At 42.6% G+C, this 22212-nt stretch carries 24 protein-coding genes; 13 read left to right on the top strand and 11 right to left on the bottom strand.

The features are described from left to right. Window positions 1–11 precede the first annotated feature (11 nt). The 10 genes from pta (at window position 12) to ACXAC1_RS16485 (ending at window position 8932) form a co-directional block, all read left to right on the top strand. Complete coding sequence (gene pta / locus ACXAC1_RS16530; RefSeq protein ID WP_475062874.1) at window positions 12–2108, top strand: phosphate acetyltransferase; 2097 nt, start codon at window positions 12–14, stop codon at window positions 2106–2108. An 82-nt stretch (window positions 2109–2190) separates the two neighbouring features. Beyond that, window positions 2191–2940, top strand: a complete 750-nt coding sequence (locus ACXAC1_RS16525; protein WP_475062872.1) for a putative metalloprotease CJM1_0395 family protein — start codon at window positions 2191–2193, stop codon at window positions 2938–2940. A gap of 67 nt (window positions 2941–3007) precedes the next feature. Then, window positions 3008–3442, top strand: a complete 435-nt coding sequence (locus ACXAC1_RS16520; RefSeq protein ID WP_475062870.1) for a pilin — start codon at window positions 3008–3010, stop codon at window positions 3440–3442. An 8-nt stretch (window positions 3443–3450) separates the two neighbouring features. Further along, window positions 3451–4380 (top strand): GspE/PulE family protein, encoded by a 930-nt coding sequence (locus ACXAC1_RS16515; protein ID WP_475062868.1) that lies wholly within the window; start codon window positions 3451–3453, stop codon window positions 4378–4380. Continuing rightward, entirely contained in the window at window positions 4377–5417 is a 1041-nt protein-coding gene (locus ACXAC1_RS16510) for a type II secretion system F family protein (protein ID WP_475062867.1), read from the top strand. The genes ACXAC1_RS16515 and ACXAC1_RS16510 overlap by 4 nt, the downstream gene beginning before the upstream one ends. Continuing rightward, entirely contained in the window at window positions 5407–6201 is a 795-nt protein-coding gene (locus tag ACXAC1_RS16505; protein WP_475062865.1) for a prepilin peptidase, read from the top strand. The genes ACXAC1_RS16510 and ACXAC1_RS16505 overlap by 11 nt, the downstream gene beginning before the upstream one ends. Further along, on the top strand, window positions 6198–6812 hold the full coding sequence (gene coaE / locus ACXAC1_RS16500) for a dephospho-CoA kinase (protein ID WP_475062863.1): 615 nt from the start codon (window positions 6198–6200) through the stop codon (window positions 6810–6812). Before ACXAC1_RS16505 ends, coaE begins: the two co-directional genes overlap by 4 nt. A gap of 5 nt (window positions 6813–6817) precedes the next feature. Next, window positions 6818–7036 (top strand): DNA gyrase inhibitor YacG, encoded by a 219-nt coding sequence (locus ACXAC1_RS16495; RefSeq protein WP_475062861.1) that lies wholly within the window; start codon window positions 6818–6820, stop codon window positions 7034–7036. A gap of 18 nt (window positions 7037–7054) precedes the next feature. Beyond that, window positions 7055–8263 carry a response regulator gene (locus ACXAC1_RS16490; RefSeq protein WP_475062860.1) on the top strand — a complete coding sequence of 403 codons (1209 nt, stop codon included), beginning with the start codon at window positions 7055–7057 and terminating at the stop codon, window positions 8261–8263. A 9-nt stretch (window positions 8264–8272) separates the two neighbouring features. Further along, window positions 8273–8932, top strand: a complete 660-nt coding sequence (locus tag ACXAC1_RS16485) for a sensor histidine kinase (protein ID WP_475062858.1) — start codon at window positions 8273–8275, stop codon at window positions 8930–8932. A 10-nt stretch (window positions 8933–8942) separates the two neighbouring features. On the opposite strand, the gene ACXAC1_RS16480 is transcribed toward ACXAC1_RS16485, so the two are convergent. The 9 genes from ACXAC1_RS16480 to ehuB all read right to left on the bottom strand — a co-directional run bounded on the left by ACXAC1_RS16480 (window position 8943) and on the right by ehuB (window position 16950). Continuing rightward, window positions 8943–9623 carry a sensor histidine kinase gene (locus ACXAC1_RS16480; RefSeq protein ID WP_475062857.1) on the bottom strand — a complete coding sequence of 227 codons (681 nt, stop codon included), beginning with the start codon at window positions 9621–9623 and terminating at the stop codon, window positions 8943–8945. A gap of 11 nt (window positions 9624–9634) precedes the next feature. Further along, the gene (locus ACXAC1_RS16475; protein WP_475062856.1) at window positions 9635–11305 is read right to left on the bottom strand and encodes a tetratricopeptide repeat protein; all 1671 of its coding nucleotides are present in this window, start codon (window positions 11303–11305) and stop codon (window positions 9635–9637) included. 16 nt (window positions 11306–11321) lie between these two features. After that, a complete protein-coding gene (locus tag ACXAC1_RS16470; protein WP_475062855.1) occupies window positions 11322–11945 on the bottom strand; it encodes a GntR family transcriptional regulator in 624 nt (207 codons plus the stop codon). A 4-nt stretch (window positions 11946–11949) separates the two neighbouring features. Further along, window positions 11950–13116, bottom strand: a complete 1167-nt coding sequence (locus tag ACXAC1_RS16465; protein WP_475062854.1) for a benzoate/H(+) symporter BenE family transporter — start codon at window positions 13114–13116, stop codon at window positions 11950–11952. A gap of 74 nt (window positions 13117–13190) precedes the next feature. Next, on the bottom strand, window positions 13191–13904 hold the full coding sequence (locus tag ACXAC1_RS16460) for a ZIP family metal transporter (RefSeq protein WP_475062852.1): 714 nt from the start codon (window positions 13902–13904) through the stop codon (window positions 13191–13193). Between the two features lie 74 nt (window positions 13905–13978). Continuing rightward, a complete protein-coding gene (gene ehuA, locus ACXAC1_RS16455) occupies window positions 13979–14752 on the bottom strand; it encodes an ectoine/hydroxyectoine ABC transporter ATP-binding protein EhuA (protein ID WP_475062851.1) in 774 nt (257 codons plus the stop codon). Further along, window positions 14749–15426, bottom strand: a complete 678-nt coding sequence (gene ehuD, locus ACXAC1_RS16450) for an ectoine/hydroxyectoine ABC transporter permease subunit EhuD (RefSeq protein WP_475062850.1) — start codon at window positions 15424–15426, stop codon at window positions 14749–14751. The genes ehuA and ehuD overlap by 4 nt, the downstream gene beginning before the upstream one ends. After that, complete coding sequence (gene ehuC, locus ACXAC1_RS16445; protein WP_475062849.1) at window positions 15423–16085, bottom strand: ectoine/hydroxyectoine ABC transporter permease subunit EhuC; 663 nt, start codon at window positions 16083–16085, stop codon at window positions 15423–15425. The genes ehuD and ehuC overlap by 4 nt, the downstream gene beginning before the upstream one ends. Window positions 16086–16104: 19 nt before the next feature. Then, window positions 16105–16950, bottom strand: coding sequence for an ectoine/hydroxyectoine ABC transporter substrate-binding protein EhuB (gene ehuB, locus ACXAC1_RS16440; protein ID WP_475062847.1), 846 nt, complete (start codon window positions 16948–16950; stop codon window positions 16105–16107). Between the two features lie 372 nt (window positions 16951–17322). Here ehuB and ACXAC1_RS16435 point away from each other — a divergent pair, with 372 nt between their 5' ends. After that, complete coding sequence (locus ACXAC1_RS16435) at window positions 17323–18117, top strand: ATP-grasp domain-containing protein (protein ID WP_475062846.1); 795 nt, start codon at window positions 17323–17325, stop codon at window positions 18115–18117. Window positions 18118–18353: 236 nt separating this feature from the next. Here ACXAC1_RS16435 and cysB read toward each other — a convergent pair whose 3' ends face one another. Next, entirely contained in the window at window positions 18354–19328 is a 975-nt protein-coding gene (cysB, locus tag ACXAC1_RS16430) for an HTH-type transcriptional regulator CysB (protein ID WP_475062845.1), read from the bottom strand. A 112-nt stretch (window positions 19329–19440) separates the two neighbouring features. Here cysB and ACXAC1_RS16425 point away from each other — a divergent pair, with 112 nt between their 5' ends. Then, a complete protein-coding gene (locus ACXAC1_RS16425) occupies window positions 19441–20202 on the top strand; it encodes a sulfite exporter TauE/SafE family protein (RefSeq protein ID WP_475062843.1) in 762 nt (253 codons plus the stop codon). Between the two features lie 184 nt (window positions 20203–20386). Continuing rightward, window positions 20387–21463 carry a 3-deoxy-7-phosphoheptulonate synthase gene (locus ACXAC1_RS16420; protein WP_475062842.1) on the top strand — a complete coding sequence of 359 codons (1077 nt, stop codon included), beginning with the start codon at window positions 20387–20389 and terminating at the stop codon, window positions 21461–21463. A 73-nt stretch (window positions 21464–21536) separates the two neighbouring features. Here ACXAC1_RS16420 and nfuA read toward each other — a convergent pair whose 3' ends face one another. Continuing rightward, window positions 21537–22118, bottom strand: a complete 582-nt coding sequence (gene nfuA / locus ACXAC1_RS16415) for a Fe-S biogenesis protein NfuA (protein WP_199463566.1) — start codon at window positions 22116–22118, stop codon at window positions 21537–21539. Window positions 22119–22212 lie beyond the last annotated feature (94 nt).

Below are 22212 nucleotides of genomic sequence, written 5' to 3'. Positions count from 1 at the left end.
ATTTTATTTATATGTCTACCAACGTTTTAATGACTGTTCCTACTGGCCCTGGTGTCGGACTAACCTCTGTATCAGTCGGACTGGTTCGCGCATTGGAACAACAAGGTTTGAAAGCCAGTTTTTTCAAGCCAATCGCGCAGCCACATCCAGGTGATACTGGACCAGATCGCTCAACTGCAATGGTTGCTCAAGGGTCAACCTTACGCCCGGCTGACCCGATCCCGCTTCACGAAGCAGAACGTTACTTATACAACGATTCTATTGATGAACTTATGGAAGAAGTCGTGGGTCGCTTTCAAGCTAGCATTGAACCTGACTCTACCGTTATTGTTGAAGGGCTTGCGCAAATCCCTGGTCATCCCTATGCCACCCGTTTAAACAAAGCCATTGCTCGCACATTAGATGCTGGCATCGTATTGGTTACAGCACCGAACAAGATGCGTGTAACCGAGCTGGAACATCACGTTGAAATTGCGGCTGGTTCATACGGTGGAATCAAGGCGGAAGATGTTATTGGTTGCATCTTAAATAAGACACAACCTGGCTCTTTAGGAATGAAATCCTATGGGGACTCTTTCGCTCAGCGCCCAATTTTCAAACGTAACTTTAGTCTTCTTGGTCAAATCCCAGCCTCAGAAGAATTGACTTATCCACGCGTCAAAGATGTTGCTGACTTTTTAAACGCCAAAGTCATCAGCGCCGGAGAAATGGATGCTCGCCGCATTCACTCCTATACACTTTGCGCTCGTGGTGTTGAAAATATGCTCGAAGCACTTAAGCCTGGCGTATTAGTATTTACTCCAGGGGACAGAACCGACGTCATCATGGCAACGGCGATTGCTGCGCTTAATGATACAAAAATCGCTGCTCTGGTGCTCACGGGTGGTTACCAACCTAGTGAAGCTCTTATGACGTTATGCGGTAAAGCCATGGCGAAAGGGCTGCCGATTCTATCCGTAGACAGCAATAGCTGGGAAACAGCGATTAAAATGCAGTCTTTCAACCAAGAAATCCCGCTTGATGACAAAGAGCGAATTCTGACGGTCAAAGAACACATTGCCCGCTGTATTGATCACGATTGGATCAATACATTCGCACTAAATAATGAGGAGCGGAAACTTTCTCCTCCAGCGTTCCGTTATCGATTGATTGAGCAAGCACGCTCATTGAACAAGCGAATCATCCTACCAGAGGGTGAAGAAATTCGTACGATCCAAGCGGCATCCATCTGTGCTGAACGTGGTATCGCACGCTGTACTCTTCTAGGCAACCCTGAAGAGATAGAACGTATTGCTCAAAACAACGGCATCGACCTTAACTATGGCGTCGAAATACTTGATCCGAAAACCATTCGTGATCAGTACGTCGGACCAATGGTAGAACTGCGCAAGCATCGCGGCCTTACAGACATCGTTGCCAGAGAACAACTTGAAGACAACGTTGTTCTTGGCACCATGATGCTGCAACAAGATGACGTAGATGGTCTAGTATCTGGCGCAGTGCATACGACAGCCAACACTATCCGCCCTGCTCTACAGCTCATCAAAACCTCTCCGGATTCAAGCTTGGTCTCTTCGGTGTTCTTTATGTGCCTACCTGATCAAGTTCTGGTGTACGGTGATTGCGCCATTAATCCAGATCCAACGGCTGAGCAGCTGGCAGAGATTGCCATCGAAAGCGCTATGTCTGCACAGGCATTTGGCATCACACCTCGAGTAGCAATGATCAGTTACAGTACTGGCGGATCAGGTTCTGGTAATGATGTTGATAAAGTTCGTGAAGCAACACAAATTGCCCAAGAAAGACGTCCAGATATTCTTATCGATGGCCCTCTTCAGTACGATGCAGCCATCATGGAGAAAGTTGCCAGCCAGAAAGCACCTAATAGCAAAGTAGCAGGTAAGGCAACTGTATTTGTCTTCCCTGACCTCAATACAGGAAACACGACTTACAAAGCGGTGCAGCGAAGTGCTGAAGTGGTGAGTATTGGACCTATGTTGCAAGGCATTCGTAAGCCAGTAAATGATTTGTCTCGCGGCGCTCTTGTCGACGATATTGTTTTCACGATTGCGATTACAGCAATCCAAGCAGGACAGCAGATAAAATAAACTTCTATTGATCAATATCTAGACAAAAAACGGCTATTTGATTACATTTAATAAGTTAATGTTAATCGAATGGCCGTTTTTTATGTCTGGTAGTGTTTCTCTTTCAATTGAAGCGCAACGCTTGGTAAATGAGCGCACCTTTAATGCTGCCTCAGATACAAGCAGCTCAATTCAGTCAGAACAGCCATCAGGCTCAGCTATTCAAAGCCGTTCCAGCTCTGACTATACAGTCACCCTTTCCGAAGATTCCCAAAGTCTTTTAAATGATGAACGTCAATCAGAGGTTCAGGACGCTGACATAACGAATGATGAATTAGATGATGTAGATAGCAGTTCATCAGCTCAAGATTCGGACGATACATCTGCTAACGAGTTGACTGAAGAAGAGCAGCAAGAAGTAGAAGAACTTGAAGCCCGAGATGAAGAAGTACGAGTCCATGAACAAGCTCATGCGTCAGTTGGTGGACAGTATGCAGGAAGCCCATCATACAGTTATGAGCAAGGCCCTGACGGCAAACGTTATATTACCGACGGAGAAGTTCAAATCGATGTCAGCCCTATTGCCAATGACCCACAAGCAACGATTGAGAAGATGAAGCAAGTATATCGGGCTGCATTGGCCCCTGCCGAACCTTCAGCAGCTGACCGGTCTGTCGCCAGTGAGGCCCAACAACAAATTGCTGAAGCGACAGCAGAATTAGCGACCACTAATCAAGGCAATGAAGACTCAACTTCGCCTTCTTCCGTCAATACAAAGTCGACACTTGCTTTTAATAGCGCTTATAATCAGTCTGAGCGCTCTACTGGAGCGCAAGTTAGTATAACTGCTTAAATACCAGAACCTCACAGGAAGTGAGATGACAAATCATTCGATACTTATTTCATGGAGGAAATACGTAATGAAGATATACCGCCGTAATGGTTTTACATTAATAGAGTTGATGGTAGTGATCGCTATCATATCGATTTTAGCGACATTTAGTGTACCGAGCTTCGAAAAGCACATAGCTAAAGCCAACCTTGTTGATGTCCAATTATATGCAAGCCGACTCACTGGTTCGATAGATGAATTCACTCTAACGCACTCAACGTTCCCTACAACGAACGAATTTGATGGCTTTAAACCTGATCACAGCAACATCGAGCTAATCAAATCTGTCTCTTTGTCAAAACTTGATGCAACGCAAGGCAATATCTCTATCGCCTTCAATAGTGACATTGGTATCCAAGAAAACGAATTCATCAAATATTCAAGAACTACTGATGGCCAATGGCTTTGCGAAAGTTCTCTTAGTACAAGCATTTCTCCAGAACACTGTAGTGAAGCAGAGTAGAGGGAAAAATGAATATTGAACAATTAGTAAATTACACCATCGATAGAGGGGCAACAGATGTGCATATACTCGTATGTGAGAATCAGCTTCATATCAAGTGGCGTATTTTGGGTGTATTAACACAATCTCAAAACTTTCCAAATGGAGATACTGTACTCAATAGAATAAAAATTCTTTCAGAATTAAATATTGCTGAAACTCGTCGTGTGCAAGAAGGTATGTTCAATTATGAATACAAAAATCATAAATATTGCATAAGAGTAAGCATCATGCGCTCCGAAAAAGGGGAAAAAGTGGCCTTGAGGGTTTTACACACCTCATCTTCCATACAACTTGAACAGCTCGGGTTACATGAAAATGCCTTACAAGCTTTAAAACAATCCATTAACTCTCCACATGGACTTATTATTGTTTGTGGCGCAACGGGCTCAGGTAAAACCACCACCTTATACTCTTGTTTGAACGACATTAATAATGGCGAACGATCCATATATACGATAGAAGACCCGGTTGAAATACCTACCAAGGGGCTCTATCAATTTGAACCTAATCCATCACTTGAAATCACCACTCATGACTTACTTAAAGGCTTCATGAGACAGGATCCCGATATAATCATGGTCGGGGAAATAAGGGACGCCAGAACAGCGGACCTTGCTATTTCTGCTGCACTAACGGGACACTTAGTGCTCGCCACGCTACACGCGAACAACCCTTTAAACGTTATTCATCGCTGTAAAAATTGGAAATTAGATTACTTCGCGCTGGCCAGCTCGCTTCGGCTGATCATCCATCAGTCAATGCAATATAATAATCAGGCTGCCAAACCGACCTTTATGACACTACAACCAAATTGGAACGAGCAATTACCAGCTGATTACGATCAACTTATTGCGCAGCCGCACCTTTGGCGATATCTAGAAGGTAGCTCCATATGAAATGGTATGGATATCAAGACAAGTTAATTTTACCTTTCAAAACCGATCATCAAGCAATTCTATACGCTTGTCGGAATGAATATCGTATAAACCAATTTAAACCCATAAGACTCCCCCCGATGACACCAGAAATGTGTCAATATTATTTAAAACAAGTTCTCAGCCACTGTCGAAATGGGCATTCTCTTCAGGACGCTTTTTTAAATCAAAACAACTATCAACTTCGAGATACTGCAAGCCCTTACGCTACCGCAATAACAAGCCAACTTTCGCATGGCTACCATATAACACAAGCGATCGCTGAGCTTTTACCGCCTAGCGTTAAATCACTTGGTAAAAGCATCCCTCTTGACAACACAGAGGAAAGCAAAGTGGCAGGAGTAAAAGTGATTTATGAAGCGTTAGAAGAGCAAACCACACTGAGCAGTCAGCTTGTAAAATGTTTAATTTATCCGTTTCTGGTGATTCAAAGTGCATTAACTCTACTTATCTTTACCAGTGCTCTTCAGCAAACACAGCTACTTGCGAGTCTAGGCGCCTGGGCTGTAGTCACATGTCTTCAAATCGGCGTATTTATTTGGATAAAAAAAGGCCACGCCTACCAACTACTATGCCGCTACATTCCAAGTTTTCGCAAGAGAAGAACGCTACTATTACTTCATGCTCTCATTAGTAGTGGACAACCACTCCAGACAGCAATCAATACTTTGATCAACACGAGCCAGGGGGAGGACAGAAACATCTTAAAAAGTATTCATTTTAAACTAATTAGTGGCAATACCGTTGACAGCAGCCTACCGTTAGACTGGTTTCCTAAGCATCAAAGAATGGGAATTAGACACTTGGCCAAAACAGGCGACTTAAACACCCCATTAAAGGAAGCCATAGAGTTCTGGAAGCAGAGAAACCAAAAATACTTAAACTTATTATCCAAAGCATTTCCGATTATAGGTATAGTGGTTGCCTCTTTGTTTGTGACGAAAACACTAATAACGCTTTACGCACCCTTAATGGAATCAAGCCACATTGGATTATAATCTAATACTCTATATTATTGTATTACTGTGTATTGGTAGTGCCCTATCGGCATTTACCCATAGATGGAATTTATGTGCTGAACACCGCTGGCGATCAGAAGCGCACGAATATATTAATCTCCCCTTTTATGAAAAAAAACCGCTAAGTTATAGTTGTGGCAAATCAGTTTGCCCGAAATGCCAACACCCCTTAAAACACATTCACCTAATCCCTATCGTTAGCTTCATACTACTGAAAGCGAGATGTCCGTTTTGCCAGCATAGAATACCTTGGCGTTACCCACTCATAGAGGCAAGCACCTGCTTCCTATTGCTCCCTTTGTATTGGTTACCTCTAACTATGCTTGAGTGGGTAGTATTGATTCTTATTATGACATCCTTAATCTGTGCCATGATAATTGATGCGCAGTATCTATGGCTTCCAGACGAATGCATGTTCATTGTCATCTGCTGCGCGACTTACCTTTTCTACTACAACAATCAAACAGATCTCTTAGGGAACGTTTCAATCGGGATACTAGCCTATTTAAGCATCTACTTATTACGTGCTTTTTTTATGATGACACGTAATATTGAAGCTATAGGCTTAGGTGATGCAAAATTAATGGGGGCACTGACCTACTGGCTAGGAGCAGGTTCATACAGTTATATTCTTCTGTATGCCTCTTTAGTTGGATTGATCTGGGCTGTCATTATCCATCGTCGCAAGCAAAGGTACATCCCTTTCGGGCCTTTTCTCATACTAACCTCTTTCTTATATTATTACTCAAATTTCATACCATGACGAAGATAGCTAAACGACCAATAGTAGTTGGACTGACCGGTGGCATTGGTTCTGGAAAATCAACCGTAGCCAAACTCTTTAATGAACTAGGAGTGGAGTCCATTGATGTAGATGATATTGCCCGTGAAGTGGTTGCCCCAGGACAATCATGTTTGCAAAGCATTGTGAAAACCTTCGGGAAAAGCGTATTGACACCGGAGGGGGCTCTCGACCGCCGTGCTCTTAGAGCAATCGTATTTACTGATGAAACTCTACTCAAACAATTAGAAGACATTACCCACCCTGAGATACGAGCGAGACTGAAACTTAAATTAAGTCAAAGCAAGGGCCCTTTTGCGTTATTGGTTCACCCATTGTTGTTTGAGACAGGGCAAGATAAAGAGTGTGATTACATCGTTGCCATTTCACTTCCTGAGTCAACTCAATTACAACGAGTTATGCAACGAGACAATAATTCTGAGGCACAAGTGAAACAGATCATGAGTTCACAGCTCACAAATGAAGAAAGGATAGGTAGAGCAGACTTTGTTTTGAAAAATACTGGTAACCATGAGGAATTGAGTGTTAGAGTCACACAGTTATACAATCATTTACGTAATAAATTAATCTGAATTTAATGGAAACTAAAACACTAATTGCTTGCCCCAACTGCGGCAAAAAAACGCTGTGGACAATCCAAAATAAAGATCGACCTTTTTGTAGTGCCCGCTGTAAGTTGATTGATCTGGGACAATGGGCCAGTGAAAGTTATGCAATCCCTCAACAAACATCAGAGGAAGATGATATTTTTTCAGAAGACCTTGTCGCAAATCCTAATAAGTCATTTTTAGACTAACAGAGAGATTGATGCAGGATGAACAAGCCTAACTTTTCAGATAAAAAAGCATTACTGATAGAAGACATGGCTGAAGCACGAATCATGCAAAAAAAAATGCTTAACGATTTCGGCTTTAAATCGATTGAAATTGCCATGAAAGCTGAAAGTGCAATCGAGCTTCTTCGCTCTAATTCTTATGATGTTATTTTATCTGATTACAATCTAGGTAATGGTAAAGACGGACAACAACTTTTGGAAGAAGTTCGTCACTCTCACTTAATACCTAACACCTCAACTTACCTGATGGTCACGGCGGAGACTTCTACAGAAATGGTAATGGGCGCCATTGAATACGCGCCAGATGGTTACATTACTAAACCATTCTCGCAAGCCATGCTGCAACGGCGCTTACTGAAATTAATGATGAGCAAAGAGCAGTTATTGCCAGTAAACAAAGCACTCGATGCGAATAATTACCAAGAAGCAATCAATGCGGCCAAAACCATTGCAGAGAAAACCCCCTCATTGGCAAGCAAATGTCAACGAATCATTGGTGAATCTTTAATTCATTTGGAGCAGTACAAAGAGGCTTTATTAGTCTTCAAGCAGGCTCGCAAAGAATCCAGAATGCCATGGGCATTTTTTGGCGAAGCTAAGTGCCATTACTACCTAAATAATATAGAAAAAGCCGAAAAGAAATTCCGCCAACTGACCTTAGACAATAAATTTTTTGTAAGTGCATACGATTGGTTAGCCAAGACACTAGTCAAAAAAGGCGAATTGGATGAAGCACAATCTGTCTTACTTGATGCTGTTGGACGCTCGCCAAAAAACTTAATGCGTCAGATTGAATTAGGTAAGCTTAGCTTAGAAGTTAAAGATAATATGATGGCCGAGATGTCTTTCCGCCGGGCCGTCTTTCTTGCTAAACACTCTTGTTTTAATGAAGCAGAAGTTTACTTGCAGCATATGACATCCATTGTCGCTCTGGCACGTGAAGGTGATATAACCTCCAGACAGCTAAGCAACTTCCAAACTACACTAGAAAAGGTCCACCAGACATTCTTTGACTCTGCAAGAGTAAGAAGCGAAGCTTATTTAATAGAAATAGAGCTATACGCTGCCACAGGAGACACAAAAACCATGAACCAGATTGAAGAAGTTTGGAACCATGATATTGAATCCGGTTTAGCTGAACCGATTAGCTCGGCAGCTCAGCAAAGAATCAGCCAGCTTAAGGCGTAGGTATATACTATGCAAAAAATTGATATCAGCACTATTCTTGCAAGTGCCATTCATGAGAGTAAAAACCACTTAGGCACCCTACTTTATCAACTTGAAGCGCTTAAACGATTAAACTTACCTTCAGAAGGCAGTACTGCACTTAGAAAAGTCGAAGAAGGCATGAAGCAACTCAATGATGAATGGGTTGAATACTTGTACTTATATCGACTGGCGTCTGATGGATATCAAGTTCATTATGAATGCCATGCACTGGATGAGTTTTTGGATGATCAAGTTTTTGCACTTACGCCATCGGCATCAGCAAAAAATTTGTCTCTATCCTATGAAGTAGATGCATCTCTAACAGGAGTATTTGATGAACGCCTGATGACTGCGGTGGTAGGCACAGCTGTTTATAACGCCCTACGGTTTGCTAAAAATAAGATCGAGATTAATGCTGAAATCAGAGATCAATATTTAATTATTAGTATCGAAGATGACGGAAAAGGATTCGAAGAAACCGCTAATGAGGAAGATGAAATGCTGTTTCAAACCAACACAGGACTCGGTCTTTACTTTGCTGAGTTATCAGCAAACGCGCACAAAGTTGACCATAAATCGGGATTCATTCAGAAGCAAAGCTCCAGCAAACTTGGTGGAGCTAAGTTAACCATTCATCTACCACAATAATGAGATAAGCTTAAGGTATAAACATATCTATTCGACCGCCGCCAGTTGTCTCGTCATTTTTCAAGGTAGTGTGACCAAAACGCCCCTTATTGGTGTGGAGCCTCACTACCTTATCACAATATAACCAGCCGGTATTTTGACTGGTTACATTGTCAACAGAGCTACCTGACACCAATGCATCGTAAGCCTCTAGTATAAAATCAGGATAACCCTTTCCGTTATCAATAACAGATAGCAAAAGACCGTCACTCGTTGCATGAAACTGAATATCGATCTTATCATTAGTGTATCTTAGCGCATTCAGGAGCGCGATTTGCAAAACCGTTTCCATCAGCTGCGAATCCAGATACCAACTGATATCCTCACCTTGCACGGTTACCTCAATCCCTTTCTGCTGTAGCAAAGCATCTAAACCTGCTAAAGTGTCTTCTATCAACTCTAAAACAAACGTTTCTGAAGCGCTCACTACTAATTTTTCATCGTTCACCAAATACAAACCGTACATCTGACTAATAACGTTTTGCATGCGAACAATTTCATACTGAGCCTCAGCAAACATATTTTTGTCTACACTATCGGTATTAGCAATAGCATTGTCGAGCTTAAATAAAACCTGACTCAATGAATTGCGCATATCCTTGATAGAAGCCTCAATAACCTCCTGAAAAGGTAATTGCGGTTGAAATGACATGTAGCAGCCTCCTAAAACATGACCTTATAATGCTTTGCTAAATACTCTTTTAAAGCATTCAATCTTTTATATTGTTTGTGCGCTGGAGTCACATGTCTGAGCCGTTGAATTGACTCAACACACTCTGCCACCATGTGTGACTCACTGCCTTGCGCTTCCATCAACTTAAGGCAAGTTTGCACATAATTTAAATTCAAACCAGGATGACGTGGTGATAGCGCTAGGGCAGTTTTAAATTCATGGATTGCGTCTTGATAAGCTTTATTTGAGTAGTGGTTTAAGCCCTGCTTGTTCAGTGATTTAGCTTGAGCTTTTGCTCCAAGACTGACTGGCTCGTCTAAGAAATCTGATGCTTGCTGCTTTAATGCATCGCTTGTTGCTTGATCATTGACTAATGAAGCTAAGATAGTTTCTGCTTGCTCTTTCTCGCCAGCATTGTAAAGCGTCTTACCATATTCAACGACCAGATCTTGAGGCAAACCACCTTCTAACTCAGAGGCAATTTGCTTTGCAGCTTGAAGAGACTGTTGCGCTTCGCGCATTTGCCCTTGTGATGCGTGAAAACGGCTCTCAGCGAGAGATTTTCTTAACCTTACAGAATCATCATTGCCAAAGCGTTTGTTAACCACAGATAGAGCCTGACCAGCCTCAGCTAACAGCCTCTTTTTATCTGTGCTGTTTTCGACATTCGCAGCGGACTCAGCCACAATATCCACCAACTGAATATAATCATCAGGGCTTTCATGTACTGAGTTAATCCCCAGCCTAACGGTTTGTTGACTGGCCTTCAACGCCGTTTTCGGATCACCATTTGCTAGGCTTACCGCCGCCATATGTTTTTGTCGCTTATGAATTCTCGGGGAAATTTTTATTGCATCATTTAAGACCTCTTGAGCCTCCTCTAAGCGACCCATTGATTCATAAGCTTGCGCGAGTAGATCGTAAGCACTGATGGCTTGCGGAAACTGCTGAATAGTCTTCTGTAAAACCGATACTGCCTGAGGAAACTTTTCTTGTGCCATCGCTAACCGAGCTAACCCAAGTAGAGCCCAATCTACCTCTCTTTGCTTAATCTCAGTTTTGCAAAGATGCTCTAACTCGTCGCCAGCACCAATATTCAAATAAGCATCGACAAGATTACGCTTACACCAAGTCGCATAGCGACCATTTTCTTCTATGTGTTTAACGCAAAGAGGAATCAGCTGATCAAACTTCTCTTTTGCTATCAAAGTTTTCATTGTCGAAAGTGCTTTGGTTTGCACAAATTGACGTTCTAAACGGCGCGCAAGCACTGCTTGGGTAAATGGCTTAGACAGGTATTCGTCAGGTTGAGATTCCATAATACCCATTACAACATCTCTACCCGTTTCAGCGGATACAATAATAAAGATATTCGTCGGCTTTAAGAGCTGTAGAGTGCGCAGCTCTTCAAGCACCTGTTGTCCATTCTTACCGCCGGTCAAACGAAAGTCACATAGGACAATGTCGTATTTACGTGCTCTACAGGCGTCAACAACCCCTTTACCACTGGAGGTCTGATCAACGTGCTGTATACCAAGTCCTTGCAGCATCTGACGAATCGATACGCGAGAATTTTCAAATTCATCCGCGACAAGTGCTTGAAGACCCGCATACACAGAGGAATTCTGAGCAGCTTTAGCCTGAAATAAAGATTTATCCACCAGTTAAACCCAAAAGCTAGTTTTCATTTTTAAGGTAATCAACAAGCATGCGACCCGCAACTTCAATATGTGCTTTTAAATAGCGCAGTGCTTGGTCTTTTTGATCGCTCTCAATCAACGAAATCAACCTTTCATGCTCATTCTGACTCGTGTCACGATAGTTAAGAGGACCATATTGGAACCCCATGTAACGTCTCACTTGTTCATTTAGTATAGCGACTACCTTAAATAAAGTAGGTCTATTTGCTACTTCATAGAGCGTTGCATGCAAATCCCAATTCAGCTGACCACGCTCAAGCAAGGTTAAACAAGGGTTATTAAGTTGTAAATTAATATCTTTCGCACGGCCAAGCACTTCGTGCGTTAAGTTAGGCAGAGCATGTTCCAATAACTGCACTTCGAGAGCCATACGCATTTGATACAAATCCTCGGCCTCACGCCAATTTAGCTCTGGCACCATCACACCCGCTTTACCATGAGTGACTAACCAACCTTGGTTTTTAAGCTGTGCAATCGCATCACGAACGGGAATGCGACTCACATTGTATCTAGCTGACAGTTCTTGCTGTCTAAGTGGACAACCTCGAGGTAATGCACCATTCAGGATATCAGCTTTTAGCTGCTCAATAAGTTCCAACATGACGTTATGACTTTTTAAGATTTTGAATAAGAAGCACCGTTAAACCAAAACAGATGCCCCAAAAAGCTGAGGCCACGCCAAAAAATGATACGCCTGAAACGGTAGTTAAGAACGTAATTAGTGCTGGTTCGCGATAGCGCTCTTCATCAAAAGCCGCTTTCAGATTTGCTGAAATGGTCCCCAGCAAAGCAATGCCCGCAAGCGCAGCGATCATCGTCTTAGGAAAAACAGCAAATAACCCAACCACTGTTGCTCCAGCCAACCCTGCAAATGCATAAAACACCCCTGCAGATAAACCAGCAATGTAACGTTTTGAAGGATCCTTATGGCACTCCTCACCACTACAGATAGCCGCAGTAATAGCGGCCAAATTGAACGCAAAACCACCAAACGGTGCTAACAGTACGGTCGTTATCCCCGTCCAAGAGATAATATTTGATACGGGGGTTTCATATTTACTGGCTCGCATCACAGCAACACCAGGAATGTTTTGGGACGTCAGGGTCACTATGAAAAGGGGCACACCCACACCTAAAATCAAAGAAGTATTCCACTCAGGTACCACAAAACTCATACTGCCAATTGATAAGGGAATACCACTAAAAGCGGCATGCGGCTGCAATAAAACCATGACAACGCCCACTATCAATACCATGATGACAGCATAACGCGGCAACACCACTTTACAGACTAAGTAAGCCACAATCATCACTGCAACAATAAGCGGGTCGGCTTCAAGTGATGTAAAAATCGCCACACCAAAATTAAACAACACGCCAACTAACATAGCGCAAGCGATGGGCAATGGAATCCATCGCATCAAGCGATCAAACAAGCCGGATATACCCAACAAAAGCATCAGTCCACCGGCAAATATAAATACGCCAATGGCTTCAGCATAGGTTGCATCAGTCAAGCTAGTTGCCAACAAGGCGGCTCCAGGGGTTGACCATGCGGTAATAACAGGAGATTTATACCACAGTGATAAGAAAAAGCAGGTTGCCCCCATACCTAGGCCCAGCGCCATAATCCAAGATACTTTTAGAGCTTCATTCGCACCGGCCATATCCGCTGCCTGAAATACAATCGCCACCGAACTGGCAAAGCCGATTAATACCGCCACAAACCCTGCAGCCACAGCACTCAAGCTGATATCTTTCAAAACATTCATTGATTAGATCTCCTTATTTATGGAGAACATAACACAAATATAAAAATGTATACATTTCTATATTTGTATCGATTTTAATGCTGCATCATAAAGCCCACTAACCCCAATACAAACCCAAGTACCGCACCAAATGGCGGAGCCCAATGTTTCTCAAGCTTAACTTGAGGCGCAATATCCTGAAAAACTGCATACAAAATACCGCCTGCCGCCACCAACATAATGCCGGCAACAAGCTCCTCAAACCTCGCCAACCAAAAATATGCGATTAAAGCTGAAACAGGCCCCATCAAAGCCAATAGCAAAAACAGCCACAAAATACGTTTATCAGACAAACGTCCAGACTCCCTTAACTCGCGGAACGCATTAAAACCTTCTGGTAAGTTTTGCATGGCAATGAGTGTCGCCAATAAAAATGAGGAGCCTTTTCCAAGAGCTAATGAAGTACCAAGGGCGATTGATTCAGGTATAAAGTCCGATAGCATAGCAATGAGCTGGCCTGCCGCACTCTTGTGTTGATATAGATAGCGATCAATACACATGAAAAGCAATCCACCTGCTAAAAATAAACCAGCGCTGACCTCAACAGAAAATGGCACAATACCTTCTGGCACTAACACCAAAGCAATCGCTGAAAGCAGAGCGCCACCACCAAAAGCCGTTACACTGTGTCTTAGCTCTTCATTAAGCCAATTCGGCCTTATCGCATCTATTGTGGCTAGGCAGCCTCCTAATGGCATTGCCAAACCAGCACCAAGTGTAAGCAGCAAAATATAGATCCATTCCGGCACATTAAATTCCTTGTAAAACGAGAACACCGCCATTTGGCGGTGTTAGGGTTAGTATTCAACTTAATGATAACTTACTACTGACTCATGTAGGCATTCAGAAATGCCTGAGTTCTTGTCTCTTTAGGCGCCGTAAAAATTTGTTCAGGCTCACCCTCTTCTACAATAGCACCTTGATCAAAAAAGCACACTCGATCACTTATTTCCCGTGCAAAGTACATTTCATGGGTCACGAGAAGCATAGTAAAGCTATGTTTCTTTGCTAAATTGCGAATCACATCAAGCACTTCATCGACTAATTCTGGATCAAGAGCTGACGTAATTTCATCCAAAAGCAAGATCGCTGGCTGCATCGCCAAGGCTCTCGCGATACCTACCCGTTGCTTCTGACCACCAGACAATTCATTGGGGTACATGTCTGCTTTATCGGTCATCCCAACTAACTCTAATAGTTCATCAGCAATCGCTTCCGCTTCCGCCTTTGTTTTGCCTTGCACTCGCATCGGCGCTTCTGTGATATTGCGCTTAACGCTCATATGTGGAAATAGATTAAAGTGCTGAAACACCATACCTAAATGATGGCGCATTTTGTGAAGGTGTTTTTTATCTGCAGGAACTAAACCATTTGCTGTACGTTTATGCCAAAGAGGTTCCCCCGCGACATTGACCACTCCACCCTCGATTCCTTCTAAAGTCATCAGAATGCGTAACAGAGTACTTTTACCGGAACCGCTCGGCCCAATGATGGATACAATCTCTCCATCTTCTACCGAAAAATTAAAATCTTTAAAAATGACTGTATCACCAAAACGTTTTTCAACGCCCTGAAATTCTATTAAAGGCTGACTCATTTTAGCGTTATTCCTTCTTTCGGAAAGCGTCTTTCAACACAATGGATACCGTATGCAGCGACCAAACTAAACAATAAATACAACACGCCAACTAACGTGAAAGGCTCAAGATATCTAAAGTTTTCAGAGCCGATTATTTTTGCAACTTGAAGCATTTCCAGCAAAGTGATGGCAGAAAGCTGGGGAGTTTCCTTAAACATTGCAATGATATAATTGCCAGTAGCAGGGATCATTGGCCTTAAAGCTTGAGGCAGAACAATGTCTTTATAGGTGTCAAATATGCTTAAGTTCAAAGCCCTAGCTGCCTCCCACTGCCCCTTTTCAACACCATCAATGCCACTTCGGAAGACTTCTGACAAATAAGCACCATAATGAAGCCCAAGCGCCAACACTCCCGTTAAAAGTGGAGACATACTGATTCCAAACTCTGGCATCACGTAGTACAGGAAGAAAATCTGCACTAGAAGCGGTGTGCTTCGAACAAACTCAACAATCCAGTATGTAATTGAACGAACTAAAACAAGTCCGCTTCGACGCAGTAAAGCAAAAGACAACCCAACAACTATGGCTAGACAACTGCCCAACAAAGTAGCCAAAAGCGTTACTTTAGCAGCCTCTAAAATCGTCGGCATAACCTCAAACGTGAATTGCCAATCCCAATCAAATCCATTCATTGGCCCAACCCTCCACGACCTAAACCTCGGCTCAGTTTTTTCTCCAACACTCTAAACCCAATTGCTAAAATTTGAGCAAATAGGAAATAAAGAACCAAGACAACTGCAAAAATCTCTGTCACTTGAAGTGTCATATCCGCTAAAGCTTTTGCTCGATAAGTCAGGTCTGCGATGGTAATCAACGAAACTAACGACGTCGCTTTCACAAGTTCAATCGCTAAGTTGCCAAACGGGGGGATCATATTGACTAATGCTTGAGGCATTAAAATTCGCCACAATCGTTGGGTTGAACTGAAATTTAACGCGACAGCCGCTTCATACTGGCCTTTCGGCACGGATGCCATGGCACCACGCACAACTTCTGTACCATAGGCACCAATATTTAGGCCTAAAGCGACCACACCTGCGGTCATTGCATCAAATGAAAAACCAAAGAAAGGCAATACAAAGTAAATCCAGTACAACTGGATCAGGGCAGATGTGCCCCGAAAGAACTCTATGTAGATAATTGCAAGATATTTAATCGGTTTGGGAGCATAAAGCCTTAACATCCCAAAACCAAACGCCATCACTGCAGCTAAGGGTAAAGCAAAGGCCACAATTTTAAGTGTGACCAAAGCCCCCTCGAGCAGGATAGAGACAATTTCGCCAAACGGCATCTCTCTCTCCTACTCTACTTTATGGCTGACACAGCATTTCAGCGGTTGCCGAGCCCGGTAGGGTATGTTCGCCAAAGCCGTACTCTTTCACCATCGCTATGTGCTCAGGTGTTGCAATAAAGCCTTTTAGCTCTTTATTGAATGCATCTCTTAGGGACTCGTCACCAGGCCTAAAACCAAATGCTCCGTAACCTTTGATAGCTTCGCCATCAATCACTAAGTCTTCAAAGGGTTGCGCTAGAGACACTCGATCATCTTTTTGAGCGAGTGTTGCCATAGTCAGAGCAGTACCTGCCAATGCATCAATGCGCCCAGCTTTTAGCGCTGCAACACCAGATGGATAATCTGGCAAGGTAACAATCTTACTCATTTCTATGCCGTAATCTTTGGCATAACCATATTCCACAGCCCCCGACATTACGCCCATTTTTACATCCTGCTGATGTACATCTTCGTAACCATGAAGATTTTTTGGATTATCATTTTTAACCAAAAAACCCTCACCAATGCTGTAAGTTGGGTTTGAGAACAAGACTTGCTGACAACGTTTTGGGGTGATGTACATACCAGCAGCAATGACATCAAAACGACCAGCTTTTAAACCTGGAATGAGTGCGCCAAACTCGGTTACCACAACATTGACGTCTTTAACCCCCAAAGACTCTAAAACGTGAACCGCTATACTTGGTGACTCACCAGCAGGATCCCCTGCAGGGGTGGTGTAGCCATATGGCACTTCATTAGCAACACCTATTGTGACTTCCCCACTCTCTTGAATATCTTCAAGTGTGCCTGCGTTAGCACTTAAACTCGCTGCACAGACTGCAAGTGCGACCATACTACGATTTAATTTAGTCATGCTCATTGCTTCTCCTAATGATTAGAGCTCAAAATTGTGTCCTAAACCATCGTAAAGAATCGCTAAAGAACATTCAAACAAATTACATGTCTAAATATTTTAAATCTAAGTATTTGATCATTCTAAATTTAACGATATCTTATATTATCTTTTATATTTCAATAACTAAGCGTGGGCTATTTAGACATTAGAATATTTTGTAACTAATCTTATCTTTCAATTATGAACCTCAATTCACCTCAATTGATATACGCATCTAAGCACTTTTAAGTTACCAAAGTTTGCAAGTTTTGAATGGTAAAAATGACTCAAAAATCGCTTTGAATTTGACAGCATTAGCCTTATTATCGCGCGATCTTCATTATTGAGCGCTACCACGTGAAAATTGTTTCTTTTGATGCTTTAAGATCCCTTCACCTGCCCAATGTGCAATACATCAAACCCGAAAAGATGTACGCACATTTAGACGATATTCGTGCAGCCGATTGGGTGATTTTTCCTGAGTATTGGCAGCTTAACGCACTTGTGCACGGGCTAAAGAAACGTATTTTTCCAAGTTTAGCATCGTATATGGTGGGTCATGATAAAGTCGAAATGACACGTACATTTATGACCATTATCCCTATGAATCATCCCTATACGGAGATTGTTGCCAACACCCCATACGAAGCTGATCGGATATGGGACATTATGCCAACGCCATTTGTCGCTAAGATCCCACGTAGCAGCATGGGCAATGGGGTGTTTCTAATAGATAACCCAATCCAATGGCGTGAATATTTAGAGAAAAGTTCTGTTATCTACGCACAAGAATATCTCCCTATAGACAGAGATCTTCGCGTTGTATGGGTCGGTGGGAAAGTCGTCAGCGGCTATTGGCGACTACAGGCCGACAAAGGGTTTTACAATAACATCAGTCAAGGTGGGAAAGTTGAAGTTGCTCTAATTCCAAAAGAAGCACTGGATTTAGTTCATTTTGTAGCGACTTCATTAGGTATTGACCATGGTGGTTTCGATATTGCGATGGTTGGCTCAGCTCCATACTTAATCGAATTCAATCGTATCTTCGGTAACCAAGGTGTTAAAGACCTGCAACAGAGTGTTGATGCGAACATTATCGAGTATTTAGAAAATGAACTTCCTACTGATAGCATTGTGGATATGATCGGATAAAAAAGGAGTGAATATCACTCCTTTTTTGATCATTGCATTTGCCTATTTGTATTCAACCCAAGCTTCGCCGCCCAATACAACATCTTCGATGTCTTGATTGCCTGCAAAGTGCTTGGTGATTTTCTCTATAAAAGCTGCCATAAACCTCTCTCCTACGTAGTCATTAGAAACATAATACGCTTGAAAGATGACAATCAGAATTTAGTTTAAGCTAACAGTTTCATAAAGATTTGCTATCAGTATCTTGGCAGCTCAATTCCTTCAAACAACGATTCAACGTCTTGTCGAGTCGGCATCTCCATCGCTTGCATAACCAAATCTTGCGTAAGGTGTGGTGCAAAAGACTGGATAAACTTGTACATATATCCGCGTATGAAGGTATTTGAGCGTATACCTATTTTAGTAGTGCTATCAGCAAATAAGTGTGAAGCATCAAGCGCAACAAGATCGCTGTCTGCTTCTTGGTCATAGGCCATCGTAGCAACTATCCCGACGCCTAACCCCAAACGAACATAGGTTTTGATAACATCAGAATCTGCAGCGGTGAACACCACATTTGGTTCTAAGTCGGCCGTTTGGAAAGCTTCATCAAGCTGCGAGCGCCCCGTAAAACCAAACACATAAGTTACAATTGGGTATTGAGCCAATGCTTCAAGCGTTAGTGTATCCAGTTGAGCAAGCGGATGATCTTTAGGAACTACTACAGATCTATTCCATGTATAGCAAGGCAACATAACTAAGTTACCAAACATCTCCAATGCTTCTGTTGCAATTGCAAAATCCACAACACCGTCATTCGCCATCTCAGCAATTTGCATAGGTGTGCCTTGGTGCATATGCAGAGTGACTTCAGGATAGCCTTCAATAAACTTATGAATAACATTAGGTAAGGCATATCGAGCTTGTGTATGGGTAGTCGCGATATCTAGCGATCCTTTCCTTTCATCACTGAACTCTTTTGCGACCTTTTTAATGTTTTGCGTTTGATTGAGAATTTCGCCAGCAAGAGCAATGATTTGTTCACCAGCAGGGGTGATATGAGTCAAATGCTTACCACTGCGTGCGAACACTTCGATGCCTAATTCGTCCTCGAGCAGTCGAATTTGTTTACTAACTCCCGGCTGAGAGGTATACAAACTTTGCGCAGTTGCCGAGACATTTAAGTCGTGTCGTGCGACTTCCCAAATATACCTTAGCTGTTGTAGCTTCATTTGCCGATTATCCTTATTCTAAAAAGAGTTAAAAACATAAAAAAATATTACTTTATAGAATAGTAAAAAAGATCTATGGTTGCCAACATTAATCTAGTAAAGATGCGGAACAATGGATTTTATTTGGTACATCATGGCCGGCGTTGGCGTGGGCTTAGCGGTAGGTATTACAGGCGTTGGAGGTGGCTCGCTGATGACCCCCCTTCTTTTAATGTTTGGTTTTCCACCCCACATTGCTATAGGTACAGACCTACTTTATGCAGGCATAGCTAAAAGCACAGGCGTGGTTATGCATGCAAAACGAGGCAATGTGAATTGGCGAATTATGGGGGCCATGGCCGCAGGCAGTCTACCTGCATCTTTTGTCACTGTTTGGGCATTATCACAGTTTGAGCATCCAGAGCACTATCAGCATTTGTTGACTGGTACGTTGGGGTTAATGCTCATTATCACTGCCGTTGTAATAGTATTTAGAAAGCATTTACATGGCTTTCTAAAGCTCAACATTAATGAACAGCAAGGCTCAACTGCAATATTCTTGTGTGGACTTGTGCTTGGCGTATTCGTTACGCTCACTTCGGTAGGAGCAGGAGCGCTAGGAACCGCTATGATGATGCTATTATTCCCGGCTATGCAAGCACGCAACGTCGTTGGTACAGACCTTGCCCATGCTGTACCTCTTACTCTTGTTGCTGGTATTGGGCATGTATTCCTAGGAAATATTGACTACAACTTATTAGCAGGACTTTTGATAGGCTCCATCCCAGCCATATATGTTGGAACAAAAGTAGCCTCATTTGTTCCTAATAAAGTTCTTCAACCAGTACTAGCAACGGCGCTGGCCAGTTTTGGCGTAAAGTATCTTTTTTTCTAATCCCCGCCAAACAAGCTAATTGAGAAAGGCACTCATTTAAGTGCCTTTTTTTATTTCAAACACATTTTTTAGCATTTTTATTTATAAAGTCCCTTCATTCTTACTTTGAAAACCTGTAATGTACCTAACACATAAAAAAACGAGCAATCAAATTGCACAAAAAGTTATATTAGGATTCTTAGAGATGAGTGATTCGCGTTTAGAGGACTTAAATATCGCCTCTTTCAGTTCTTTAGTTACCCCACAAGCTCTTAAGCAAGAGCTTCCATTAAGCCATTCAATCCGTGAGCAAATTGCTCAATCACGTGATGTGATTAAGAACATTATGGATGGTACTGATCACCGTCTTGCGATTGTGATTGGCCCATGTTCTATCCATGACCCTGAGGCAGCGTTAGATTATGCGCGTCGTTTAAAAGCGCTATCAGAAAAAGTGAGTGATTCACTTTACATTGTTATGCGAGCTTACTTTGAAAAGCCACGCACCACTGTTGGCTGGAAAGGTTTAATCAACGACCCAAATCTAGATGGAACATTTGATATCAATAAAGGTATGCGTGTCGCTCGCAAACTTTTGGTCGACCTTTCAGAATTGGGTCTTCCTCTTGCTACAGAAGCATTGGATCCGATTTCACCTCAATACTACCAAGACCTAATCAGCTGGTCTGCAATCGGTGCACGTACTACTGAGTCGCAAACTCACCGTGAAATGGCATCTGGCCTTTCTGGCCCAGTTGGTTTCAAAAACGGTACAGACGGTTCAATGACGGTTGCCGTTAACGCGATGCAATCCGTATCCCACCCACACTCTTTCCTTGGTATCAACGAAGGTGGCCAAGTAACCATCGTGAATACAAAAGGTAATGAGTACGGACATCTTGTACTACGTGGTGGTAACGGCTTACCAAACTACAGTGCAGAACACATCGCAGCAAGTGAAGCGGAACTTACAAAAGCAGGCCTTAAGCACAACATTATGGTGGACTGCTCACATGAGAACTCAGCTAAAAAGCCTGAGCGTCAACCTGAAGTGGCACTGGACGCAACTCGCCAAATCATTGAAGGTAACAATTCAATCATGGGCTTGATGATCGAAAGTAATATTGGCTGGGGCAATCAAAAAGTACCAGCGAACATTGCCGAGCTTGAGTACGGTGTATCGATTACTGATGCATGCATTGATTGGGCGACCACAGAAAAAACTCTGTTGGAAATGGCTGAAGTACTAAAAGACGTTCTGCCAAAACGCCCTCGTTCATAAAGGGTTATAGCTTTAAAATAAAAATGGAGCCGTTGGCTCCATTTTTTATGTCTTCAATTTGACTAAGCATATCTTACATAAAGGCGTTGTCTGTTACTGTGTGGTCAGTCGCATCTTTAACAGCCGTTAGACCCGGTACTTTTTCAACCAACGTTTTTTCAACGCCTTCTTTAAGTGTTAGATCTACTGCACTACAGCCTTGGCAACCACCACCAAATTGTAGAACAGCGACGCCACCCTCAATCACTTCTACCAACTTCACTTCGCCACCGTGTGCAGCAAGACCTGGGTTGATTTCAGAATACAAGACGTAATTAATTTGATCTTCAATCGGGCTATCAGCGCTTACTTTCGGCATCTTAGCGTTAGGTGCCTTGATCGTTAATTGGCCACCCATTTTCTCAGTTGCGTAATCAACAAATGCTTCATCAAGAAATGGCACTGAGTTAGCTTCCATGTAAACACGAAGCTTTGGTAGGTCTAACACTTCATCTGTTTCGACTACTTCTTCAGGACGACAATAAGCCAAACAAGTTTCAGCGTATGGCGTTCCCGGCTGCTGAATAAAAATACGCACAGCCATACCTTCTACACCTTGCTTATCTAGCAAACCGCCTAGGTATTCTTGCGCGCTGTCTGTAATCGTGATGTTCATACTCACCCTTATAAAATCGTGTGATCATTCAATAGCGCCAATGTTACCCCACTATGATTACAAAACAAAAGACCCACTAAAGAAGTAAAGTATT

The organism is Marinomonas sp. AWM4_232, from assembly GCF_056158325.1.
This window is presented reverse-complemented; position numbering and strand designations above follow the sequence as displayed.

Excerpts from the sequence above, each read along its gene's own strand:
- pta (WP_475062874.1), top strand. The coding sequence starts at position 12 with ATGTCTACCAACGTTTTAATGACTGTTCCTACTGGCCCTGGTGTCGGA.
- ACXAC1_RS16525 (WP_475062872.1), top strand. The coding sequence starts at position 2,191 with ATGTCTGGTAGTGTTTCTCTTTCAATTGAAGCGCAACGCTTGGTAAAT.
- ACXAC1_RS16520 (WP_475062870.1), top strand. The coding sequence starts at position 3,008 with ATGAAGATATACCGCCGTAATGGTTTTACATTAATAGAGTTGATGGTA.
- ACXAC1_RS16515 (WP_475062868.1), top strand. The coding sequence starts at position 3,451 with ATGAATATTGAACAATTAGTAAATTACACCATCGATAGAGGGGCAACA.
- ACXAC1_RS16510 (WP_475062867.1), top strand. The coding sequence starts at position 4,377 with ATGAAATGGTATGGATATCAAGACAAGTTAATTTTACCTTTCAAAACC.
- coaE (WP_475062863.1), top strand. The coding sequence starts at position 6,198 with ATGACGAAGATAGCTAAACGACCAATAGTAGTTGGACTGACCGGTGGC.
- ACXAC1_RS16495 (WP_475062861.1), top strand. The coding sequence starts at position 6,818 with ATGGAAACTAAAACACTAATTGCTTGCCCCAACTGCGGCAAAAAAACG.
- ACXAC1_RS16490 (WP_475062860.1), top strand. The coding sequence starts at position 7,055 with ATGAACAAGCCTAACTTTTCAGATAAAAAAGCATTACTGATAGAAGAC.
- ACXAC1_RS16485 (WP_475062858.1), top strand. The coding sequence starts at position 8,273 with ATGCAAAAAATTGATATCAGCACTATTCTTGCAAGTGCCATTCATGAG.
- ACXAC1_RS16480 (WP_475062857.1), bottom strand. The coding sequence starts at position 9,623 with ATGTCATTTCAACCGCAATTACCTTTTCAGGAGGTTATTGAGGCTTCT.
- ACXAC1_RS16470 (WP_475062855.1), bottom strand. The coding sequence starts at position 11,945 with ATGTTGGAACTTATTGAGCAGCTAAAAGCTGATATCCTGAATGGTGCA.
- ACXAC1_RS16465 (WP_475062854.1), bottom strand. The coding sequence starts at position 13,116 with ATGAATGTTTTGAAAGATATCAGCTTGAGTGCTGTGGCTGCAGGGTTT.
- ehuA (WP_475062851.1), bottom strand. The coding sequence starts at position 14,752 with ATGAGTCAGCCTTTAATAGAATTTCAGGGCGTTGAAAAACGTTTTGGT.
- ehuD (WP_475062850.1), bottom strand. The coding sequence starts at position 15,426 with ATGAATGGATTTGATTGGGATTGGCAATTCACGTTTGAGGTTATGCCG.
- ehuC (WP_475062849.1), bottom strand. The coding sequence starts at position 16,085 with ATGCCGTTTGGCGAAATTGTCTCTATCCTGCTCGAGGGGGCTTTGGTC.
- ehuB (WP_475062847.1), bottom strand. The coding sequence starts at position 16,950 with ATGAGCATGACTAAATTAAATCGTAGTATGGTCGCACTTGCAGTCTGT.
- cysB (WP_475062845.1), bottom strand. The coding sequence starts at position 19,328 with ATGAAGCTACAACAGCTAAGGTATATTTGGGAAGTCGCACGACACGAC.
- ACXAC1_RS16425 (WP_475062843.1), top strand. The coding sequence starts at position 19,441 with ATGGATTTTATTTGGTACATCATGGCCGGCGTTGGCGTGGGCTTAGCG.
- ACXAC1_RS16420 (WP_475062842.1), top strand. The coding sequence starts at position 20,387 with ATGAGTGATTCGCGTTTAGAGGACTTAAATATCGCCTCTTTCAGTTCT.
- nfuA (WP_199463566.1), bottom strand. The coding sequence starts at position 22,118 with ATGAACATCACGATTACAGACAGCGCGCAAGAATACCTAGGCGGTTTG.